An 18852-nucleotide genomic window follows, 5' to 3' on the forward strand; every position below is an offset into this window, starting at 1 on the left:
ATAACTGATTGCTACCCTACTGAAAGGATGTGTGCATGGAAGAATGCCCAAGTTGTGGCAATTCCTCCTAAGAGGTAGTGAGCTACCCCTACAGCCCGACCCTGAATAATGCTCAGAGCGCGAGGCTGAATTGCTGGAGCTACCTTCAGTTTATTATGTGCCCAAACAATGGACTCTATCAGTTCTTGCCAGTAGCCGCGACCACTGAACAGGAACATCAAGCTGAATGCCCAAACAAAGTGAGCGCCTAAGAACATGAGTCCATAGGCAGATAGCGCACTGCCGTAGGAATTGATGACTTGTGTAGCTTGTGCCCACAAGAAGTCTCGCAACCAACCGTTGATGGTAATTGCACTTTGGGCGAAGTTACCACCAGTGATGTGAGTTACAGTACCATCTGCATCTACGGTTCCCCAGACATCTGATTGCATCTTCCAGCTGAAGTGGAAAATTACAATAGACAAGGAGTTGTACATCCAGAATAGTCCGAGGAATACGTGATCCCAACCAGAGACTTGACAGGTACCGCCACGACCGGGGCCGTCGCAAGGGAAGCGGAAGCCCAAGTTTGCCTTGTCTGGAATCAGACGAGAGCTACGGGCGTACAGCACACCTTTAAGCAGAATTAGGACGGTGACGTGAATGGTGAAAGCATGAATGTGGTGAATTAGGAAGTCCGCTGTCCCCAAAACAATGGGTGCAGCTGCCACTTTTCCGCCAACAGCCAAGACACCGCCGCCAAAGACATAGCTAACTGGTTCTAGGGCATTGGGTGCAGTTGTACCAGGAGCCAAGGCATGGATATTTTGTATCCACTGGGCAAATACTGGCTGCAATTGAATCCCTGTATCAGAGAACAAGTCTTGAGGACGACCCAATGCACGCATTGTGTCGTTGTGGATGTAAAGTCCAAAGCTATGGAAACCGAGGAAAATACATACCCAGTTCAGGTGAGAAATAATCGCGTCACGGTGACGAATCACCCGATCCAGCAAGTTGTTTTGATTCACAACTGGATCGTAATCCCGCACCATGAAGATCGCAGCATGAGCTGCTCCACCAACAATCAAGAAACCACCGATCCAAATATGGTGAGTGAATATACACAACTGCGTAGCGTAGTCAGTTGCCAAATATGGATAGGGGGGCATCGCGTACATATGATGCGCGATGATGATGGTCAGCGAACCCAAGAAGGCCAGGTTAGTAGCCAACTGAGCGTGCCAAGATGTGGTCAGGTTTTCGTAGAGACCTTTGTGACCTTCACCGGTGAAAGGACCTTTGTGGTTTTCGAGGATCTCTTTAATACTGTGACCAATACCCCAGTTGGTACGGTATTGATGACCAGCAACGATAAAGAGAACTGCGATCGCTAAGTGGTGATGAGAAATATCAGTCATCCACAAGCCGCCTGTTACTGGGTTCAGACCGCCCTTGAAGGTCAGGAAGTCAGCATACTGACCCCAGTTCAAGGTGAAGAAAGGTGCTAAACCAGCAGCAAAGCCGGGATACAACTCGGTCAACAAGTCTTTGTTCAAGATGAACTCGTGGGGCAAGGGTATGTCTTTGAGAGCAACGCCTGCATCCAAAAGCTTGTTGGTCGGTGCGGACACGTGGATTAAGTGACCTGCCCATCCCAAGGAACCACAACCTAGCAGTACTTGCAAGTGGTGATTCAACATCGATTCCACATTCTGGAACCATTCCAGTTTGGGAGCGCGTTTGTGGTAGTGGAACCAGCCAGCAAATAGGAATAAGCCTGCTAATACCAAGCCACCGATCGCAGTGCAGTAAAGCTGGAAGGAGTTTGTAATACCCCAGCCACGCCATACTTGGAACAAACCTGAGGTGATTTGAATACCGTGGAAACCACCGCCTACATCACCGTTTAAAATGTCTTGTCCCACAATGGGCCAAACGACCTGGGCACTAGGCTTAACGTTTAACGGGTCGGTTAGCCAAGCTTCGTAGTTGGAAAACTTCGCGCCGTGGAAAATCATCCCGCTCAACCAGATTGTCACTACGGCTAAGTGGCCGAAGTGGGCTGAGAATATCTTGCGGGAAATGTCTTCTAAATCGCTTGTATGTGTATCAAAATCATGGGCGAGTGCGTGCAGGTTCCAAATCCATGTGGTGGTTTTGGGACCTCTGGCTAAGGATCTGTCAAAGTGCCCAGGTTGTGACCATCTCTCGAATGAGGTTGGAACCGGGTCGTTATCGACGATTACTCTTGCCTTTTTTTCCTCTCGCTCCGGAGGACTTATTGTCATTCGACCTCCTCTCTTGATAAGGAATGAGGAATCATGTATACCACAAAATGAACCATTACCGTATACTCCAGAATTTTACTGAAGCCGCGATTAAGACCCGATGTGGATAATTGTTTCTCGTTGAATTATAAAGTCTTCACTTGTACTTTGTTAGAGATATTTTAACAATAATTCAAACTTGCTCGAATATTGCTGGAATTCATGCCTTAACTGGCTTTTAACTTCAAACTATTTGTCCAAAAGTCAATAGTTTATCTATTTAATTTACAAACAATAACAAATCGTAAAATTTATGGGTTGGCTGTATGTAGTCGATGTCCCAGTTTTTACCGCTATTACTCATGAACATTTATGTCATATTTCAATTTTTGCAAGTAAAACGCTGTATAGAATATGACTTATTTTAAAATTTTCTGAAATACAAAGGAAAACTTATGGGATGTGAGGCAGATTTCACCCTTTGGGCTATAGTTCCAGATGGACAGTTTGAGCCAAAATAATCTGTCAATTGTCGAAGACTATCACTGGTGCAACGCATGAACTTGTGGCAGAAAAGGGTGTTAGAGAAACTCCTCCCTGAGAGGTTGCCAATTCTCAGGTGGGTAATAACATTGGTGCTGGTATTAAGCTTGACCAGTTGCGGCGAAAAAGCCGACAGTCAGGAAGTATCTTCTGGCTATAGAGAAAACTCCCCACAGATTTCTCAAATTTCCAAGCAATTTTCGGAAGTTTCCCCTCCATCTGTTATTCAGGAACTGCGTCCAATTTTGGAAGTTTATCAGCCACAAGTGACAATTGTTACTCCAAAAAATGATGAAGTTCTTCAAGACAACAAAGTCACAGCCAGTTTTCAGGTTAAGGATCTACCAATATTTAAAGACCCACAATTACAACTGGGGCCACATCTACACGTAATTCTGGATAATCAACCTTATATACCTGTTTACGACCTGAATCAGCCCTTGGTTTTGCCAGACTTGTCTTTAGGTAGTCATACCCTGCGTGTTTTTGCTTCTCGTCCTTGGCATGAAAGCTTTAAGAATGAAGGTGCTTATGCCCAAACAACATTTCACGTCTTTACCAAAACCGACGATAACACCCCAGATCCTAAATTACCTCTGCTAACTTACAGCCGTCCTCAAAGCAGCTACGGAGCAGAACCAATCTTACTGGACTTTTACCTAACTAACGCTCCTCTGCACCTCGTTGGTAAGGAAAACCCCAACGACGAGTTCAGTGATTGGCGCATTCGCTCCACTATTAATGGTGAAAGCTTTATTTTCGATCGCTGGCAAGCAGTTTACCTTAAGGGCTTCCATCCCGGAAAAAACTGGGTAAAGCTAGAATTTCTCGATAATCAGGGAAATCCTGTCAAAAATGCCTTTAATACTACAGTTAGATTGATCGACTACCAGCCAAAGGGTAAAGACACTCTGTCGAGAATCGTCAGAGGAGAACTCACAGCAGATGAGGTGCGCCCTATTGTAGACCAGAATTATAGAATTGCACCTAAACCTACACCCACACCTTCTGTTGAAAAAACACTCCCAACACAGCCCAAGGTAGAAAAACAGCCGATTCCTGAAACTGAAATTCCAGAAAAATCCAAAATACAGCCAGAACAACCAAAATTAGAAGTTCCAACGGCTACACCAACTCCCAGCTTGTCCCCAACACCAACAGAAATTATTGAGTCCCCAGCATTAGAACCACAGCCGGGGGTAACACCAACTCCCGAATCAACACCGTTACCTGAAAAAGTAACCCCTCAAGCAACAAAACCTAGATTTGGTGGATTTTTTAACCGTGGGGCTGGTAAAGTTCCCACCCCAGAAGCACCAGTTGCTCCATCTCCTAGTTTGCCACCCACACTACCAGAGATTATTGAGTCTCCGATACCAGAAATAATTACGCCACCAGGAGAAACACAGCCAGAGGTAACGCCAATTCCTGAATCTACGCCGTTACCCAAAAAAGTTGTACCTCAGCCAACAAAATCTAAATTTGGCGGATTTTTTAACCGTTTAACAGGCAAGACACCTACTCCACAAGTAACAATTGCTCCATCTCCTAGTTTGCCACCCACACTACCAGAGATTATTGAGTCTCCGACACCAGAAATAATTACGCCACTAGGAGAAACACAGCCAGAGGTAACGCCAATTCCTGAATCTACGCCTTTATCTAAAACAACCGCTCCCAATCCAGCAAAACCAGAATTAACCAAAAATATTCAACTCTAACTTTTGCGCTAAAACTTCAATAAATGCGATCGCTCCTACAGGATTTCCAATATTATCCAACCCAGGACTGTAGCAAGCGATCGCTCCCTCACCTGGTACTATTGCTACAAGTCCACCACCAATCCCTGATTTCATCGGTAAACCAATTCTGACTGCAAACTCGGCAGAAGCTTCATACAGTCCGCAAGTTAACATCACAGCGTTGACAATGCAACGGTTTTGTGGTGACAAATAGCTATTTTCACAAGCTAGCAGTTTTCCTAATAGGGCTAAATCTTCAACTTGCCCAGACATACAGCAGATTTGCTCGTATGTGTCAAGTGCTGTTTCAATATTTTCTAGATGACCAGCTTGGGCAAGATAATTAGCGATCGCTTCATTGGCTTTTGAGCGGGTTAATCGCACTGAAGCCAGCATCACCTCATCTAAGCTTAGTTGGCAACCTGCTAATTGGTTAAGCCATTGACAAAATAAAAGAGTACGTTGGCTAGCGTCCTTTCCTGGTAATTTATCAGAGAGAGTAATTGCCCCACTATTAATCATCGGGTTGCGGGGATGCCCGCGATCGCTAATTAATTGTTCTAAAGAATTGAAGGGTGCATCTGATGGTTCAACCCCAACCCAGCCGAAAACCTTTTCTGCTCCTAGATGTTCTAGCAGATAAAGTAGAGAAAATGTCTTAATCACGCTCATTAGCGGGAAAATAGAACCTGTATCCCCAAAGCTGATAGTTTTCCCCGATTTACAGCAGATATGAACTGCAAACCAACCAGGATCGGCTAAAGCTAATTGCGGAATGCGATTGGCAACTTGTCCTCGTTCAGCTTGGGTTTTGGCTAGTTGCACCCAGCCTGATAAGTTCATAGTAGTTAGCTTGTCAAGTCTTTTCAAATTGTTAATTTTCTAAAAGTTTATTTATTAAATAACAACTAACAGTATAATCTGAAGTCTATTAAGGCTTTATGATACCGACTAAAGACCAACTTTAATATCCATAACTTCCTTTCATATTTTTAGAAGTTATTGATATTAAAAAACGAACTATCAAACAAGTGCATTGATGTAGCTGGAGATGCTGGCACAGTTAATGGTGCCCCATTGCAACTTTTTGATTGCGAACTATCTGGATTTAACAGTACTTCCGGTAGAGCTACAGATCAGAAATGGGAATTTATTCGTGGGGGATTTATCAGAAATAAATTATCCAACAAATGCATTGATGTAGCTGGAGATCCTGGCACAGCTAATAATGCGCGATTACAACTTTTTGATTGCGAACTATCTGGATTTAACAGTACTTCCGGTAGAGCTACAGATCAGAGATGGGAATACATTGGTGCAGGATTTATCAGAAATGTATTATCCAACAAATGCATTGATGTATCTGGAGATCCTGGCACAGCTAATGGTGCGCCATTGCAACTTTTTGATTGTGAACTATCTGGATTTAACCCTTCTGGTAGTACCTCAGATCAGAGATGGAGATGGGAACCACGTTTTTAAGAGATCAAGGGGTGGGGTGCAATGCTAAAAACATTTCTAATTTATGCGGTTCCTGAAAGTTAAAAACTGGCAGTTCTCAAGACTAGTCAGTTTTTAGCTTTAAACTTGTTGGCGTTTTAACTCTTGTATGAATACTTGGCAGCGCTTACTGGCTTCTCTTGCCTGTTGCCTAAACTGTTTAGCCTGCTCTTGGTTAATTAAATATACTTCAGATGCTTTTTGCCTAAGTTCAACAGCTTGTTTACTGAGTTCTTGAATACGAGTCTTTAATTCTTCAATTATTTTCATCTTTGCTCCTGTTCTGAAATCACAATTTCCAAATTTTCGGCTTCTTCATAAAGTATATCTGTTCTACTAGCCAGCAAGCTAGCATCATCAAAATCATTGTTTGCTATTGCTCTGTCATGAGCTTCGTACAACTCATCAATGATTTCTTGTAATTGTGCGTAAGCTTGTGATAATACATTGTGGATTTCTGACTTCATATTGACTGGTTAAATATCTAACTCTCCTGCAACTAAACTTAGATTTGGTTTTGTCTAAGCCCCTAGTAGCAACACACGGTAATATATCATTATTTTTCATCGGCCTATTTCAGAAAATTTAGTATAAACATCCTCTAAGAGCAAAGTATACCTCATGATTCCCCGTGTCAGAGCGCCAGAATTACCACAAAATTACTCTTGGCTCAATACCGATAAACCATTGTCTGTTAAACAATTCAAGGGTAGAGTTGTAATTTTAGATTTTTGGACATACTGCTGTATCAATTGTTTGCATATTTTGCCAAATCTGAAATATTTAGAACAAAAATATAAAGATAGTCTTACCGTTATTGGCGTACATTCTGCCAAATTTGACAACGAAAAGGAAACAGAAAATATTCGCCAAGCTATTCTGCGCTACGACATTGAACATCCTGTCGTAGTTGACAGTGGCTTTCGGATTTGGGAAGAGTATGCTGTGCGTGCTTGGCCTACGTTAATCATTATCGATCCAGAAGGTTACGCGATCGGCCAGATTTCTGGTGAAGGAAATCGTGACACTTTAGATGAGTTGATTCAAAAGTTAATTCAGCAACACCAAGACAAAGGCACAATTAATTTCCAAGAAATCAGCTTGACTTTAGAAAAACAGCGCCAACCATTAATCACACCTTTAGCTTTTCCTGGTAAAGTTCTAGCTACTCCAATGGGTTTATTCATTGCTGATTCTGGACATCACCGCCTAGTTATGAGTAGTTTCGACGGAGAAATTCTACATTTAATTGGTACTGGAAAATCTGGCTTAACCGATGGTGCTTTTAACGAAGCACAATTTTTTGCACCGCAAGGAATGGCTTATGATGCCGAAAATCAGATTCTTTATGTTGCTGATACAGAAAATCATGCGCTGCGGCGAGTTGATTTAAAACACCAAGTAGTTGAAACTATTGCGGGAACTGGCGAACAAAGCCGTAATATCAATCCTCATGGTGGTGCTGGTTTACAAACCGCACTGAATTCCCCTTGGGATTTAGTGAAAGTAGGAAATACCCTATTTATTGCAATGGCTGGGCCGCATCAAATTTGGCAAATGGATTTAGAAACTGGCATCATCAAAACTTATGCTGGTACTGGTGCAGAAGCGTGTATTGATGGTTCACTTACTGAATCTGCCTTTGCTCAACCTAGTGGTATTACTAATAATGGGGAAGAATTATATATTGCGGACAGTGAAGTTAGTTCAATTCGTGGTGTGGGAATTGTCGAACCGTACCAAGTACGAACTATTTGTGGTAGTGGCGGTTTATTTAGTTTTGGCGATGTAGATGGACAAGGTGAAGATGTCCGTTTACAACACTGTTTAGGAGTGGAATTTGCTCAGAATCTTTTGTGGGTGGCAGATACTTATAACCATAAAATTAAATTAGTAAGTCCCAGTGGAAATTGTCAAACAGTTTTGGGAGATGGTTCTGCTGGTTTACAAGATGGTCAGGGTAAGAACACTCGTTTTTTTGAACCTTCAGGATTGAGTGCTATGAATTCATATCTATATATTGCTGATACCAATAATCATGCCATCCGCTGCGTAGATTTGAATACTTTTAAAGTAATAACGCTTCAATTTCCTGATTTATGTGCGCCAGATGTTTGTATTCCGCCGAATTTATAGAATAATAATCTTACCCAGATAATGAAACATAATACTTAAGCGTAATAAAATATTCTAGAAAATTTTAGTTAGAAAGATTTCCTAAAATTATTACAATCCGCAGCAAGTCCTAGATTTTCTATGAACACCATTCTCCACATTACCAAACGCCAACAATGGGAACAAGCAAAAAATATTAGTACATATCGCGCTGATTCGCTAGAGCGTGAAGGTTTTATACATTGTTCAAAATCAACGCAAATACTCAAAGTTGCAAAGAGATTTTTTGATAATCAAAAAGAATTGGTACTACTTTTTATTGATTCTGAAAAAGTCCAAGCTGAAATTCGCTATGAACCTGCTGAAATAGGAGAATTATTTCCTCATATTTATGGTGAGTTAAATATTGATGCTGTGTATCAGGTAATTGATTTTGAAGCTGGGGAAGATGGTTTATTTGAGTTGCCGCAAGAAGTTATAAATTTAGAATAATCAACCACAGAGGCACAGAGAACACAGAGGAGAGATGGAGAGAATTTAAGCGATCGCTTTTGGCTAGGGCGTTCGTGGCTATACAAACACCCTCTAAGGTCAAATCAAGGTTTTGCTTGTGTAGACGACAGTTTCTAACTGCCCAAATAAAGAAATTCCGCGCTTTACTTAAAGAACGGGAATTAATCTAGAGCAATTGTGACCGAATTTAATTTACAAATCCAAGAAAATAGCGATCGCTTGTCAACTCCACATGAGGATGCTTTATCTAGCTTGCTTCCCCTTAAGAGTACGATACACTGCGTCAACACCAAAGGCGATCGCCTCGACCGTTACCTTTCCCAAGAATTACCAGACTTATCCCGTTCCCGCATCCAACAGTTAATCGAACAGGGTAACGTCCAACTTAACGATCGAGTTTGCACATCTAAGAAGATCAATGTCAAGGTAGGCGATCGCATTACTCTCGAAATACCAGAAGTTCAACCTCTAGAATTGCAAGCAGAAGATATCCCCTTAGATATCCTTTACGAAGATGACCAGTTACTTATTCTCAATAAACCCGCAGGCTTAGTTGTGCATCCTGCGCCCGGTCATCCAGATGGTACTTTAGTAAATGCCCTATTGGCTCACTGTCCCAATTTACCAGGAATTGGCGGAGTCCAACGTCCGGGAATCGTCCATCGATTGGATAAGGATACAACAGGGGCGATCGCGATCGCTAAAACAGATATTGCCCATCATCATCTACAAGCACAACTGAAAGCAAAAACTGCACGACGAGAATACTTGGGCATAGTTTACGGTGCGCCAAAAACTGAAAGTGGCACCATAGACTTGCCTATTGGTCGCCATCCCCAAGACCGCAAGAAAATGGCTGTTATGCCTGTTGAACAAGGCGGACGAGTCGCCGTCACTCACTGGAAAGTACTAGAACGTCTTGGTAACTTCACCTTAATTCACTTTCAATTAGAAACTGGACGTACCCATCAAATTCGCGTCCACAGCAGCAAAATTGGTCATCCCATTGTCGGCGACCCAGTTTATAGTTCTGGCCATTCCGTCGGGGTAAATTTGCCTGGTCAAGCACTACACGCTTGGCGACTCAAATTGCAGCATCCCCTATCTGAGGAGTTGATTGAAGTGACAGCAACTCCTCCCGCCCACTTTAAAAAACTTTTAGAGATGCTAAAAAGACGAACTACACTTTAAGCTCATCCACCCCTAAAACTACCCACATTTTAAACACATCGAGCATTGATAAAAAACCATACCCAATGCCCTTCAGGAGTGCTAAGTGCTGTTAGCGGAAGCGGGGCGTTTAGCCCGTGCTGAGTGCTGAGTTGAGAATCTCACTTATTTATAGGACTTACGCAAAAAAGCTCTCTAACTCTTATTCCTCTGTGTTCTCTGCGTTCTCTGTGGTTTGATTTTGCATGACCTGTGCGTAAGTCCTAATTTATTCGGAATTCGGAACTGTTTTGCCCAATGCCCAATTCCCATTAACAACTAGCGTGCATTAGACATGGGATAGAGTCTGTTTCACTTAGTTATATCTAAATGAAACTCCTACCTAACCCAAGACTTATGCACGCTATAAAGCGATCAAATGGATGTACTAGCCAGCCATCGACCAAAATCGTTATTTAATTCCTGACAGTTGCCGATAAGGTACAGACTTTTCGATATCGATGTTGTATGGCGAGATCCGTTGTGGAGCATTGCCAGTTGCATTGATATTTTGTGCCATATTCAGGAATAGAGATGGATCTCCAGCCTTTACTTTTTGCTCTTGTGGGAGGAATCTGCGTACTTCGACCTGCCAAATGATTTGGGGGAAACCCAGTTTGGCACGGTGGTAATCTTCGTATCGTGGAGATTTGATGTTAAATGGCAACTCACCCTCAGATTGGGATGGCAGTATCCGACGGCGCTGATAAGGCACTGTGGAGTATCCAAAATTGCTCAGGTACTCTTCAGTGTTGAGCACTTGATCAATAAAGCCTACAATACCCTTGGTAGCGACTACAATAGACCAGGCGATTTTTTCCCGCTCGTTGTAGGGATCGCGTCCTAGAACCCGCTGAATTACTTGCTCAACAAAGCGATAATTATTGTTGAGGTCGTAGAAGCTTTTCTTAAAGGTATTGGAAAGCACCAACCCACGAATAAAGTCCCGTACTGTAATTTGTCCATTACGGAGTTGAGACTCTAAATATGTTTCGCGATCGGCAGCAAAAGCATAAAAGAAAATTTGACGATATGCTGCTTCGATCAAATCACCTAAATCTGACGGAGAAAGTATATTGTCAGTAGTAAAAATCCTGGGCTGTTCATCACCCGGTACTTCGTATGCAGCTACACGCTGATTTTGACTTGAAGGGTCATATTCTAACAGAGGAATTGCCACTCTAAAGCCTCCATGTTCTTAATTAAAGTTAACAACTTTTAATCACATATTAAGGGAGTAGTTGTATCAAAACCTCAGATTCTGATAAAATTTCACGAAACTTAACTAAGGGTAATTTAAGTATTCGTAGGATAAAAGATTAGCCTACTGGATTAAACCCATAGCTAATCAATAAATAGGGAGTTAGGCTTCCAGGTTAATGACTACGTAAATGACTAAAAAATTTTATTCACATATTTTAGATTAGGAGATTCAGTTTCACCTTTTTAAACCGAAGTAATAATTTTTAACATTTAGCAAAAGAAATTAATGGGGCATTGGGGATTGGGCATTGCATTAGTTATTCTCCCTCATCTATACCTCCTGCCTCCTGCCTCCTGCCCCCTGCCCCCTGCCTCCCTCAGCGACCTATCCAAAATTTCAGGGGATCTATGGTTGATTTACAGTGAGGCCAGCTACGCAAAGTTGCTTCCATTCCTGTCTCCCAGTAGGGTGGTTGCAATCCTAGCCCTAAGCATAAATGAGATAGGATGCTAGCAAACTGCTCATTGTGACCAAAGTCTCCTACATGGGCATGAGCGTATTCATGGACGACTATACCAAACCAGTCTCTAGGTGCAATTCGGCCAACATCTACCAGAATAGTGATTGGGTTTGTGAGAATGTTGCACAGCCCATCTATGCCGAAAGATTGAGCTATGGGGACTGCAAAAATTTGGATGTAGCGACGCTCTTGGGGATGAAAACACTGATGACAAACTTCTAGATAAGCGTTGATCTGAGCGTTCACAGCGTTAATATTCTCACCGATCCAAGTGTAAATGGGGATGCGATCGCGCAGGTTATCAAACACATTCACCATACCCGGTTCTAGGGCAAGTCCCTGTACCAGACGCAGATAATCTTGCCCACGAGTAAAAGCATCGCTCTGCTTAAGAATCATTCACCAGCCCAAAACTGAATAAAACTGTCTCTTTTCCAAAACATCCGCTCCTTGTCTTTTTGTTACTTCTTCTGTGCTGGAAGCCTCAACAGAAGTTTCAATGCGGCTTTCAGTACAAAACGATGCGGTGCTAAAGCCGCCAAACCGTTTGACTGTACTGGTTCGTAGTCGCATATTTGGGCTGGCGAACCAGAATCGCTCAATGGAACTCATTGTTTCATATTCGGTTGTCAACACCAGTCCATCTTCATCATCCATGTGAAAAAGACCAACTACAGGCACAATTTCGGCGTAACCTCTTTCACGAAGTAATTTGCCTTGCCTTGGGTTATCGCCATCAGGCACGATCGCAAATATGGTTTTCCCCTGATGATTCTCCTCATCCTCTCGATCCCAAGCCATTGTCCCTAGCCAACGCACACGCGAACCACCGATTGAAAGGCTGGGGTCAATCTCATGATATCGGCACAGTTCGATGATTTCTGGATGATCGGCATCCAGAGTTTCTACCTGTATATCCGATTCTCCCGTCTCTGAGCGCTTGAATGCCAGATGATGAGTTGCACGTTGCGATCGCCACTTACCAGCACTTAGCTGAAAAAATTCCATTGCGTCTATCAATCTTCTGACTCCTACTTATTACTCCTGCGGATGATGTTTACCTTGTTCTTTGTTTTTAGAGTGGTTGTGTAATATAAACATTCTAAACATTACAGCGATTAGTGGTCAGCTTCAATAAACACCCTAGAAAGGTAGAGAGATATGTTGTCATGTAATTGTAAAGTTTTATAAGTGTGATTTATCATCGCTTGACAATGTAGACATTTTACTCTCCAAGTGCTAAACTAGTAAAAAGCGATCGTCTTCTACAACAACAAATACCCTTCGATTCAATCAATCACAGGAGTGAATGATGGACTTTCCAGTGGAATTAACTTTAGAACAACAGTTTCGCTTACAAAATTTGAAAGGCCAGGTAAAAAATTTGAGCCAAGAAGAGGCTCAAGAATTTTTGTTAGAAATTTTACGGCAGATGATGGTGAAAGATAATTTGGTCAAACATCTGCTAAAACAAGCTTGATAAGCTCGATCGAGTAAAAAATAAGATTTTTTCCTTAAGACTTACGTAGTGGCAGAGTTCCAGTCAAATGCGTAAGTCTTAATTTTTTGGGTATTGGACACTGGATATTTACCTGGGAAATATTACAGATTATTACTTTGTCTCTCATAGTAAAGACTAGGGTACTATTGATCCCCTATGTTTTTCTTTGGCTACTCGCAGTTAATCTGATCGAGAACACGCCAAAAATAATATCCGCCATTTGTGAATATTAAGGAGAACTCATGGTTCTTGACGCTTTTTCTAAAGCTGTAATTACAGCAGACGCCAAAACTGCTCCTATCGGTGGTGCTGATTTAGCAGCCCTCAAGACTTTCATTTCTGATGGCAACAAGCGCCTTGATGCTGTGAATGCGATCGCCAGCAACTCTAGCTGTGCCGTTTCTGATGCCATTGCTGGAATTGCCTGTGAAAACCAAGGTTTAATTCAAGCTGGTGGTAACTTGTACCCAACTCGTCGCCATGCTGCTTGCCTACGTGATGCCGAAATCATGCTGCGCTATGTGACCTATGCGCTATTAGCTGGTGATTCTTCTGTTTTGGACGATCGTGCTCTGAATGGGCTAAAAGAAACCTATACAGCTTTGGGCGTTCCCACCGGCTCTTCTGTACGTGCTGTACAGCTCCTGAAAGCTATCAGCGTCGCTCACATCACTAACACCAATACTGAAGCTAACGCTGGTAAAAGGTTCCGCAAGCAAGAAGTAGTTCAAGGCGACTGCTCTGCTCTAGCTGCTGAAGCTGCTAGCTACTTTGATCGCATCATTTCTGCTCTGAGCTAATAGCTCATGGCTAACGGCTATTAGCCAAACGAACTGAAATTCAAACCCGATCAAATCCCATCTGGAGTATAAAAAGTAATGAAATCAGTTATCACCACGGTTATTACATCTGCTGATGCAGCAGGTCGTTTCCCAACCACCTCCGATCTAGAATCCGTCCAAGGTAGCATTCAACGTGCTAACGCTCGTCTAGAAGCTGCTGAAAAGCTGGCTTCTGGGATCGATGCTGTAGCTAAAGAAGGTTATGATGCCGCCTTCAAGAAGTATCCTTACTTGAACCAAGACGGTGAAGCTGGCGACACCCAAGGTAAGAAAGACAAGTGCCTCCGCGACATCAAGCACTACCTGCGCCTAATCAACTACAGCTTAGTTGTGGGTGGTACTGGTCCTCTGGATGAGTGGGGTATTGCAGGTGCTCGTGAAGTATATCGCTCTTTGAATCTGCCTACTGCTCCCTACGTTACCGCAATGACTTACACCCGCGATCGCGCTTGCGCTCCTCGTGATTTGTCTCCTCAAGCGTTGGTTGAGTTCCGCAATCTCCTCGACTATGTAATCAACTCCCTGTCATAGTGACACGGATTGGGTAGACGAGCGATTGTCATACTCTAGAACTAGGGACTCTCAGTCTGTTGCTTTGCCTAAATTAGGTTGAGTAATCGGCTTGGAGTCCCTCAGTTGTGATTAATATTTATCATTTATCTTTATCTTGAAGTTAAGAAATTTAAACAGCGAAATTTTCTCTTATGACAATAGATTCTCTATTTGAACAATTGAAACACCCCAACCCGAATCTGCGGGAACGAGCCATGTGGGAACTGGCTGATGTTCGTGATGAAAATACCATTCCTCGGCTGATGAGTATTTTGGACCAAGAAGATATAACCTACCGTCGAGCTGCGGTAAAGGCACTGGGTGCCATTGGTATAGATGCTGTACCGCCACTGGTAGAGTCATTGCTGAACAGCGATAATGGGACTATTCGGGGCAGTTGTGCTAAGGCCCTGGCACAAGTCGCCGCCAACCATCCAGATGTACCCTTCCCCGATGTGGGCTTACAGGGATTAAAAACAGCCCTCAATGACCCAAATGGTGTTGTTTATATTGCATCTGTGATGGCTCTGGGTGAGATTGGTTCCCCTGCCTTTGAAATTTTAACTGAAGCTCTAAAAACAACGGATAATGTTGCGGTGGCTGTGGCGATCGTCAATGCACTTGGTTCGATGGGTGATATCCGAGGAGTGGAAGTGCTAAGGGCATTGACAAACGATGAATCTGTCGATCCATACGTTCGAGAGTCAGCAGTGAGTGCTTTGCCGCGATTAGATCGGGTGATTAACTATAACAGAGGGTAGCGATCGCTCTTAAATACAACTATCTTTATCAATCCCAATAGAGCGGATACTTTAGATGAATAGACTAGGTGTCACCTTGAAGTAATCTCCAAGTGCCTTAGCTTGTGCCTTACTAATCGACCGCTTACCGTTCACAACCTCAGACACCACGCCGCTCGACCCAATAATGCCCACCAAGTCAGCTTGACGGGTGTCACTGACTTCCATGATGTGTTGGAGAATTTCATGCGGTGCAGATTCATCCATTGGATAGTTCTGTGCCTCATACGCTTCAATGAGCGTTACTATCAGCTTATGCACAGCTTGCTCTTCTGGAGTCCGGTTCTTGCAAAACGTTAGGCGCTCTGCTACAGCTAGGGCGCGATCGTACTCTTGTCAAGTTGATAGTATGGCCCTATTCCCAAGTATCTTCCTCTAACTGTCTTTTAATTTGAGAAATCGCCAACTTGAACACTGCCTGAACCCCTGCATCCCCTTCCTTGGTCAATGCAGCTTGCAGGGGTTCTAAAGCAGCGTCATCGCCAATTTTCATCAATGCCAGAGCCGCTGCTTTTCGAGTCTCCAAATCGGTATGATGCAATAATTCAACGAGGTTAGGAATCGCTGGTCGATAGGTTAGACTACCCAAAGCAGATGCCGCTTCACACCGCACAATTTCAGATGGATCGGTGAGGGCATTAATTAAAATATTAAATGCTCCTTCTTCAGTACCTTCTTCAGCTATTTTAGCGATCGCTCCCACCACCGCAGCGCGAACCTCAGCTGAGTCTGAGTTAATCTCTTGATATAAATATTCCTTCGCCTCTGCTCCAATAAATCCCAACGCCCATACTGCATATCCTTTGGAACTTTCTGGATACTCGCTTGACGCTAAGATTTTTAGTAATGCTGGCACAGCGGGCTTACCTATCTTGGCGAGCGCTCCCACCGACGAGGCTTTGACCACCGTATCTTCATCATTTAACAGAGCCTTGACCAAGGTTGGAATTGCGATCGGGTCAGCGATCAGTGTCAGAGTTTTGGTGCTGGCTCGCCGCACAACTGGGTTTGGGTGATTTGCCACAGCTTCCATCAATAAAGGGGCCGCTGGTTTACCGATTTTCCCCAACGCCTCTGCAAAACTCAACCTAACCATCCCCCGTGAGTCTCCCATACTCTCAATCATCTGCTTGAGTAGGTCTTGGTCATCAGGGTTGAAGGTGTTTAAGCCTAATTGCTCACTCACCGCTGCAAATAAAGCATCAGTTTCTGCCTGAGACAGATTTAACGAATCTTCCCCGGATTGAGTTTTGGAGTTGAGCATATCACTTATAGCTAAATTATCAAGATGGATTACTAGTTGCTGACGCTCAGAGCAGCTTGCTGATTACGGAGTTCTTGGAGGGCAGAATCAATCTTGGCAAGCTCAGGCTCCAGTTTTGCCATAACATTTACCCTCATCAACTTAGCCCGTTTTGCTGTTTCCATAGTTTCTTGAACTAGACGTTCCCGATATTGCTCAAGTTCTGCAATCACTTCTGCTACATCTTGAACGGTTACGTTATTGGTTGTTGTGAGTTCTGAGATTTCATCCATAAGTTTTGTTTCCTAATTGTGTGTTTATATGAATGACGTGTAGTCAGTGTTCGACTATCGTTTGTATTTGGTTACTCGCTAAAAACCAGCACTTAGCTATTACATAAAACGGAACAATTGACAAGAGGCAACTAAACTAATAGCTGACAAATGCATATATTCCGATCTTCTCAGATTGCGTTACCACTGGTAAAGCTTTTTGATGGAAATCTTCAAAAGTCGAACCCAACTAGAGCCTTCGATCCAAGTTCTGATAAGTCTTTGAGATTTTTTTGATTGAAAGTGCGTAGGCGTAGCCCGTCGTAGACATTGCACAGCATGGTCTAGCACTGTGCAAAAACTGCTCAAGAAGTTTCCTCTAGTGGAAAAATATCTCCCCGCAAGTAGGACTCAAAGTTTTTCTTAAAGTATTGAATGCTCGTCACATTCGGTTCATCACTTTCCATTGGCGTGAATTCATAAATTGGTACTTTTTCCCTTACCAGCTTGACCAAGCTAGGATGAAGCTGCTCAAAAGAATCTACTCTAAATATTGTGGTTTCAAATCTTAATTTAGCTGGATGAGCATATCCTTATTTCATCCAGGACAACCAAGGACAGTCCCTCGCCCACTTAGCAGGAGGGACATCAATTGCATCGGTTCGGCAAGTCGCTATTTTCCAGTACCCAGTCCCTAGTACGATAGTAAACGTGACATCTAAAAATTATCCAAAAGCCATTTATAGATCAATGGATAAACGTTTTTTTAAAATGTTTGGGCTAACAGAAGAAGAAGCGATCGCAATTATTGATACACCATTAGAACAACTCGAAGACGCTTCTGATAAGTATATTGCTGTTTCCCATTTAATTAACTTCCCAACTGAGCAATCGATCGCGGCTTTGGTGCGGGCGATTGAAACCAGCAACCCTGATAAGTTAGACCACCGCATTGTCCGACGCAAAGCTGTGGAAAGTCTGGGGCGATTGCAGGCACAATCAGCTTTACCTGTAATTCGGCAATGTCTTAAAGATGATGATATTTATACTGTTGAAAACAGCGTGTGGGCGATCGGAGAAATCGGGACTAAAGATCCAGGGATTCTCGAAGAAGTAGCGCAGCTGCTGGATAAACCAGGTCAAATATATCGAGTTATTATTCACACTTTAGCTAATGCTGACTATCAGCCTTCCCTAGAACGTGTACGTAAATTTACCCAAATTGAGGATGAACCTACCCGTAGTGCAGCGATCGCTACAGTTTGTCGTTTCACAAATGACTACTCCCAAATTACTGAAGTGATGGCGCTGCTACAAAGTTCTAGCGTCAATGCACGGCGGGGTTGTATTCAAGACCTGATTGATTCTTGCTACTATAAAGCCATCCCAGAAATCGCCCGTTGTCCTGTATCTCTGGTGTTTCGGTTGCGAGGATTGCGGATGCTTTTGGATGCAGGCGTTCCCAGTGGTGAAATTACCTTTACAGAAATTCAACCTTACTTAGAGCAAGTACTCTACGATTGTCCCAAGGACCTCGATCTAGTACATGAGTATGATGCTACCCCTGTTCTAGATTTTGTGATTAACGAACTCTACGAAACCGATTTTGGACGTTGCTATTTAGCGACAAAAACTTTATTGGATATTTATGCACAAGAAGCACCAGCAGCACTTCTAGCAACTTATTCGGACAAGGCATATAACGATTATGGCGCTCATTATCATGTGATGAAACTTTTCGGCTGGCTTAAATATGCTCCCGCCTACGATTTGTTAATAGAAAACCTGCACAACCGCGAACCTCAGTTTCAGAAATCTCGTGCTGCGTGTGCGATCGCTCTTGGTGAATTGGGTGATTCACGAGCAATTCCTGAACTCAAAATTTGCCTCAATACGCCGATTTGGGATTTGAAATACGCTTGTTTATTGGCGCTAGACCGATTAGGAGACTCGTCCGGTCGAGAAATTTGTGCTCATGATGCTGACTGGTTAATTAGGGCGAAAGCAACGAGTAAGCAATAGTTAGGTATCCTGGGCTTAACGTACA

19 protein-coding genes and 2 pseudogenes are annotated in these 18852 nt (G+C 43.1%); 10 read left to right on the forward strand and 11 right to left on the reverse strand.

Annotated elements, in window-relative coordinates:
* Positions 1 to 11 precede the first annotated feature (11 nt).
* Complete coding sequence (gene psaA, locus V7K41_RS05335) at positions 12 to 2270, reverse strand: photosystem I core protein PsaA (RefSeq protein ID WP_334846170.1); 2259 nt, start codon at positions 2268 to 2270, stop codon at positions 12 to 14.
* A gap of 536 nt (positions 2271 to 2806) precedes the next feature.
* On the opposite strand from psaA, the gene V7K41_RS05340 reads away from it, so the two are divergent.
* Positions 2807 to 4513: a hypothetical protein gene (locus V7K41_RS05340; RefSeq protein WP_334846172.1), complete on the forward strand. Its 1707-nt coding sequence runs from the start codon at positions 2807 to 2809 to the stop codon at positions 4511 to 4513.
* Here the strand turns inward: V7K41_RS05340 and glsA are convergent.
* Complete coding sequence (gene glsA, locus V7K41_RS05345) at positions 4490 to 5377, reverse strand: glutaminase A (RefSeq protein ID WP_442943132.1); 888 nt, start codon at positions 5375 to 5377, stop codon at positions 4490 to 4492. The genes V7K41_RS05340 and glsA overlap by 24 nt on opposite strands.
* Before the next feature lie 159 nt (positions 5378 to 5536).
* Here glsA and V7K41_RS05350 point away from each other — a divergent pair, with 159 nt between their 5' ends.
* Positions 5537 to 6016, forward strand: coding sequence for an RICIN domain-containing protein (locus V7K41_RS05350; RefSeq protein WP_334846178.1), 480 nt, complete (start codon positions 5537 to 5539; stop codon positions 6014 to 6016).
* A gap of 99 nt (positions 6017 to 6115) precedes the next feature.
* Here V7K41_RS05350 and V7K41_RS05355 read toward each other — a convergent pair whose 3' ends face one another.
* Both V7K41_RS05355 and V7K41_RS05360 read right to left on the reverse strand, forming a co-directional pair.
* Positions 6116 to 6304 carry a hypothetical protein gene (locus V7K41_RS05355; protein ID WP_334846180.1) on the reverse strand — a complete coding sequence of 63 codons (189 nt, stop codon included), beginning with the start codon at positions 6302 to 6304 and terminating at the stop codon, positions 6116 to 6118.
* The gene (locus V7K41_RS05360) at positions 6301 to 6501 is read right to left on the reverse strand and encodes a hypothetical protein (RefSeq protein WP_334846182.1); all 201 of its coding nucleotides are present in this window, start codon (positions 6499 to 6501) and stop codon (positions 6301 to 6303) included. Before V7K41_RS05360 ends, V7K41_RS05355 begins: the two co-directional genes overlap by 4 nt.
* Before the next feature lie 154 nt (positions 6502 to 6655).
* Between V7K41_RS05360 and V7K41_RS05365 the strand changes: the two genes are divergently transcribed.
* The 3 genes from V7K41_RS05365 to V7K41_RS05375 all read left to right on the forward strand — a co-directional run bounded on the left by V7K41_RS05365 (position 6656) and on the right by V7K41_RS05375 (position 9853).
* Positions 6656 to 8170 carry a thioredoxin-like domain-containing protein gene (locus V7K41_RS05365; protein ID WP_334846184.1) on the forward strand — a complete coding sequence of 505 codons (1515 nt, stop codon included), beginning with the start codon at positions 6656 to 6658 and terminating at the stop codon, positions 8168 to 8170.
* 120 nt (positions 8171 to 8290) lie between these two features.
* Complete coding sequence (locus V7K41_RS05370) at positions 8291 to 8641, forward strand: DUF952 domain-containing protein (RefSeq protein WP_334846186.1); 351 nt, start codon at positions 8291 to 8293, stop codon at positions 8639 to 8641.
* A gap of 294 nt (positions 8642 to 8935) precedes the next feature.
* Positions 8936 to 9853 (forward strand): RluA family pseudouridine synthase, encoded by a 918-nt coding sequence (locus V7K41_RS05375; RefSeq protein ID WP_334846283.1) that lies wholly within the window; start codon positions 8936 to 8938, stop codon positions 9851 to 9853.
* A 430-nt stretch (positions 9854 to 10283) separates the two neighbouring features.
* Here V7K41_RS05375 and V7K41_RS05380 read toward each other — a convergent pair whose 3' ends face one another.
* From V7K41_RS05380 to V7K41_RS05390, 3 genes are all read right to left on the reverse strand, one after another.
* Positions 10284 to 11051, reverse strand: coding sequence for a phycobilisome rod-core linker polypeptide (locus tag V7K41_RS05380; protein WP_334846187.1), 768 nt, complete (start codon positions 11049 to 11051; stop codon positions 10284 to 10286).
* Between the two features lie 400 nt (positions 11052 to 11451).
* On the reverse strand, positions 11452 to 11994 hold the full coding sequence (locus V7K41_RS05385; protein WP_334846189.1) for a hypothetical protein: 543 nt from the start codon (positions 11992 to 11994) through the stop codon (positions 11452 to 11454).
* The gene (locus tag V7K41_RS05390; RefSeq protein ID WP_334846284.1) at positions 11995 to 12612 is read right to left on the reverse strand and encodes a phycobiliprotein lyase; all 618 of its coding nucleotides are present in this window, start codon (positions 12610 to 12612) and stop codon (positions 11995 to 11997) included. It lies immediately after the preceding gene.
* Positions 12613 to 12904: 292 nt separating this feature from the next.
* Between V7K41_RS05390 and V7K41_RS05395 the strand changes: the two genes are divergently transcribed.
* From V7K41_RS05395 to V7K41_RS05410, 4 genes are all read left to right on the forward strand, one after another.
* Complete coding sequence (locus V7K41_RS05395; RefSeq protein WP_334846191.1) at positions 12905 to 13075, forward strand: NblA/ycf18 family protein; 171 nt, start codon at positions 12905 to 12907, stop codon at positions 13073 to 13075.
* 263 nt (positions 13076 to 13338) lie between these two features.
* Positions 13339 to 13896: a bleomycin hydrolase gene (locus V7K41_RS05400; RefSeq protein ID WP_334846192.1), complete on the forward strand. Its 558-nt coding sequence runs from the start codon at positions 13339 to 13341 to the stop codon at positions 13894 to 13896.
* A 78-nt stretch (positions 13897 to 13974) separates the two neighbouring features.
* Positions 13975 to 14469, forward strand: a complete 495-nt coding sequence (locus V7K41_RS05405; protein WP_334846193.1) for a bleomycin hydrolase — start codon at positions 13975 to 13977, stop codon at positions 14467 to 14469.
* Positions 14470 to 14642: 173 nt separating this feature from the next.
* Entirely contained in the window at positions 14643 to 15251 is a 609-nt protein-coding gene (locus V7K41_RS05410) for a HEAT repeat domain-containing protein (RefSeq protein ID WP_334846195.1), read from the forward strand.
* 51 nt (positions 15252 to 15302) lie between these two features.
* On the opposite strand, the pseudogene V7K41_RS05415 reads toward V7K41_RS05410, so the two are convergent.
* From V7K41_RS05415 to V7K41_RS32815, 4 genes and pseudogenes are all read right to left on the reverse strand, one after another.
* A pseudogene (locus tag V7K41_RS05415) lies at positions 15303 to 15626 on the reverse strand (helix-turn-helix domain-containing protein); the annotation flags it as partial.
* 19 nt (positions 15627 to 15645) lie between these two features.
* On the reverse strand, positions 15646 to 16554 hold the full coding sequence (locus V7K41_RS05420) for a HEAT repeat domain-containing protein (RefSeq protein WP_334846196.1): 909 nt from the start codon (positions 16552 to 16554) through the stop codon (positions 15646 to 15648).
* A 32-nt stretch (positions 16555 to 16586) separates the two neighbouring features.
* The gene (locus tag V7K41_RS05425; RefSeq protein WP_334846198.1) at positions 16587 to 16826 is read right to left on the reverse strand and encodes a hypothetical protein; all 240 of its coding nucleotides are present in this window, start codon (positions 16824 to 16826) and stop codon (positions 16587 to 16589) included.
* Positions 16827 to 17170: 344 nt separating this feature from the next.
* Positions 17171 to 17380, reverse strand: a pseudogene (locus tag V7K41_RS32815) (DUF1838 family protein); the annotation flags it as partial.
* Between the two features lie 175 nt (positions 17381 to 17555).
* Here V7K41_RS32815 and V7K41_RS05430 point away from each other — a divergent pair.
* Complete coding sequence (locus V7K41_RS05430; RefSeq protein WP_334846201.1) at positions 17556 to 18827, forward strand: HEAT repeat domain-containing protein; 1272 nt, start codon at positions 17556 to 17558, stop codon at positions 18825 to 18827.
* Positions 18828 to 18852 lie beyond the last annotated feature (25 nt).

The organism is Nostoc sp., from assembly GCF_036917415.1.
Classification (GTDB): domain Bacteria; phylum Cyanobacteriota; class Cyanobacteriia; order Cyanobacteriales; family Nostocaceae; genus Nostoc.

What these genes read in the sequence shown, in the direction of transcription:
- psaA (WP_334846170.1), bottom strand. Translation starts at nt 2,270, where the DNA reads ATGACAATAAGTCCTCCGGAGCGAGAGGAAAAAAAGGCAAGAGTAATC.
- V7K41_RS05340 (WP_334846172.1), top strand. Translation starts at nt 2,807, where the DNA reads ATGAACTTGTGGCAGAAAAGGGTGTTAGAGAAACTCCTCCCTGAGAGG.
- glsA (WP_442943132.1), bottom strand. Translation starts at nt 5,377, where the DNA reads ATGAACTTATCAGGCTGGGTGCAACTAGCCAAAACCCAAGCTGAACGA.
- V7K41_RS05355 (WP_334846180.1), bottom strand. Translation starts at nt 6,304, where the DNA reads ATGAAAATAATTGAAGAATTAAAGACTCGTATTCAAGAACTCAGTAAA.
- V7K41_RS05360 (WP_334846182.1), bottom strand. Translation starts at nt 6,501, where the DNA reads ATGAAGTCAGAAATCCACAATGTATTATCACAAGCTTACGCACAATTA.
- V7K41_RS05365 (WP_334846184.1), top strand. Translation starts at nt 6,656, where the DNA reads ATGATTCCCCGTGTCAGAGCGCCAGAATTACCACAAAATTACTCTTGG.
- V7K41_RS05370 (WP_334846186.1), top strand. Translation starts at nt 8,291, where the DNA reads ATGAACACCATTCTCCACATTACCAAACGCCAACAATGGGAACAAGCA.
- V7K41_RS05385 (WP_334846189.1), bottom strand. Translation starts at nt 11,994, where the DNA reads ATGATTCTTAAGCAGAGCGATGCTTTTACTCGTGGGCAAGATTATCTG.
- V7K41_RS05395 (WP_334846191.1), top strand. Translation starts at nt 12,905, where the DNA reads ATGATGGACTTTCCAGTGGAATTAACTTTAGAACAACAGTTTCGCTTA.
- V7K41_RS05400 (WP_334846192.1), top strand. Translation starts at nt 13,339, where the DNA reads ATGGTTCTTGACGCTTTTTCTAAAGCTGTAATTACAGCAGACGCCAAA.
- V7K41_RS05405 (WP_334846193.1), top strand. Translation starts at nt 13,975, where the DNA reads ATGAAATCAGTTATCACCACGGTTATTACATCTGCTGATGCAGCAGGT.
- V7K41_RS05410 (WP_334846195.1), top strand. Translation starts at nt 14,643, where the DNA reads ATGACAATAGATTCTCTATTTGAACAATTGAAACACCCCAACCCGAAT.
- V7K41_RS05420 (WP_334846196.1), bottom strand. Translation starts at nt 16,554, where the DNA reads ATGCTCAACTCCAAAACTCAATCCGGGGAAGATTCGTTAAATCTGTCT.
- V7K41_RS05425 (WP_334846198.1), bottom strand. Translation starts at nt 16,826, where the DNA reads ATGGATGAAATCTCAGAACTCACAACAACCAATAACGTAACCGTTCAA.
- V7K41_RS05430 (WP_334846201.1), top strand. Translation starts at nt 17,556, where the DNA reads ATGGATAAACGTTTTTTTAAAATGTTTGGGCTAACAGAAGAAGAAGCG.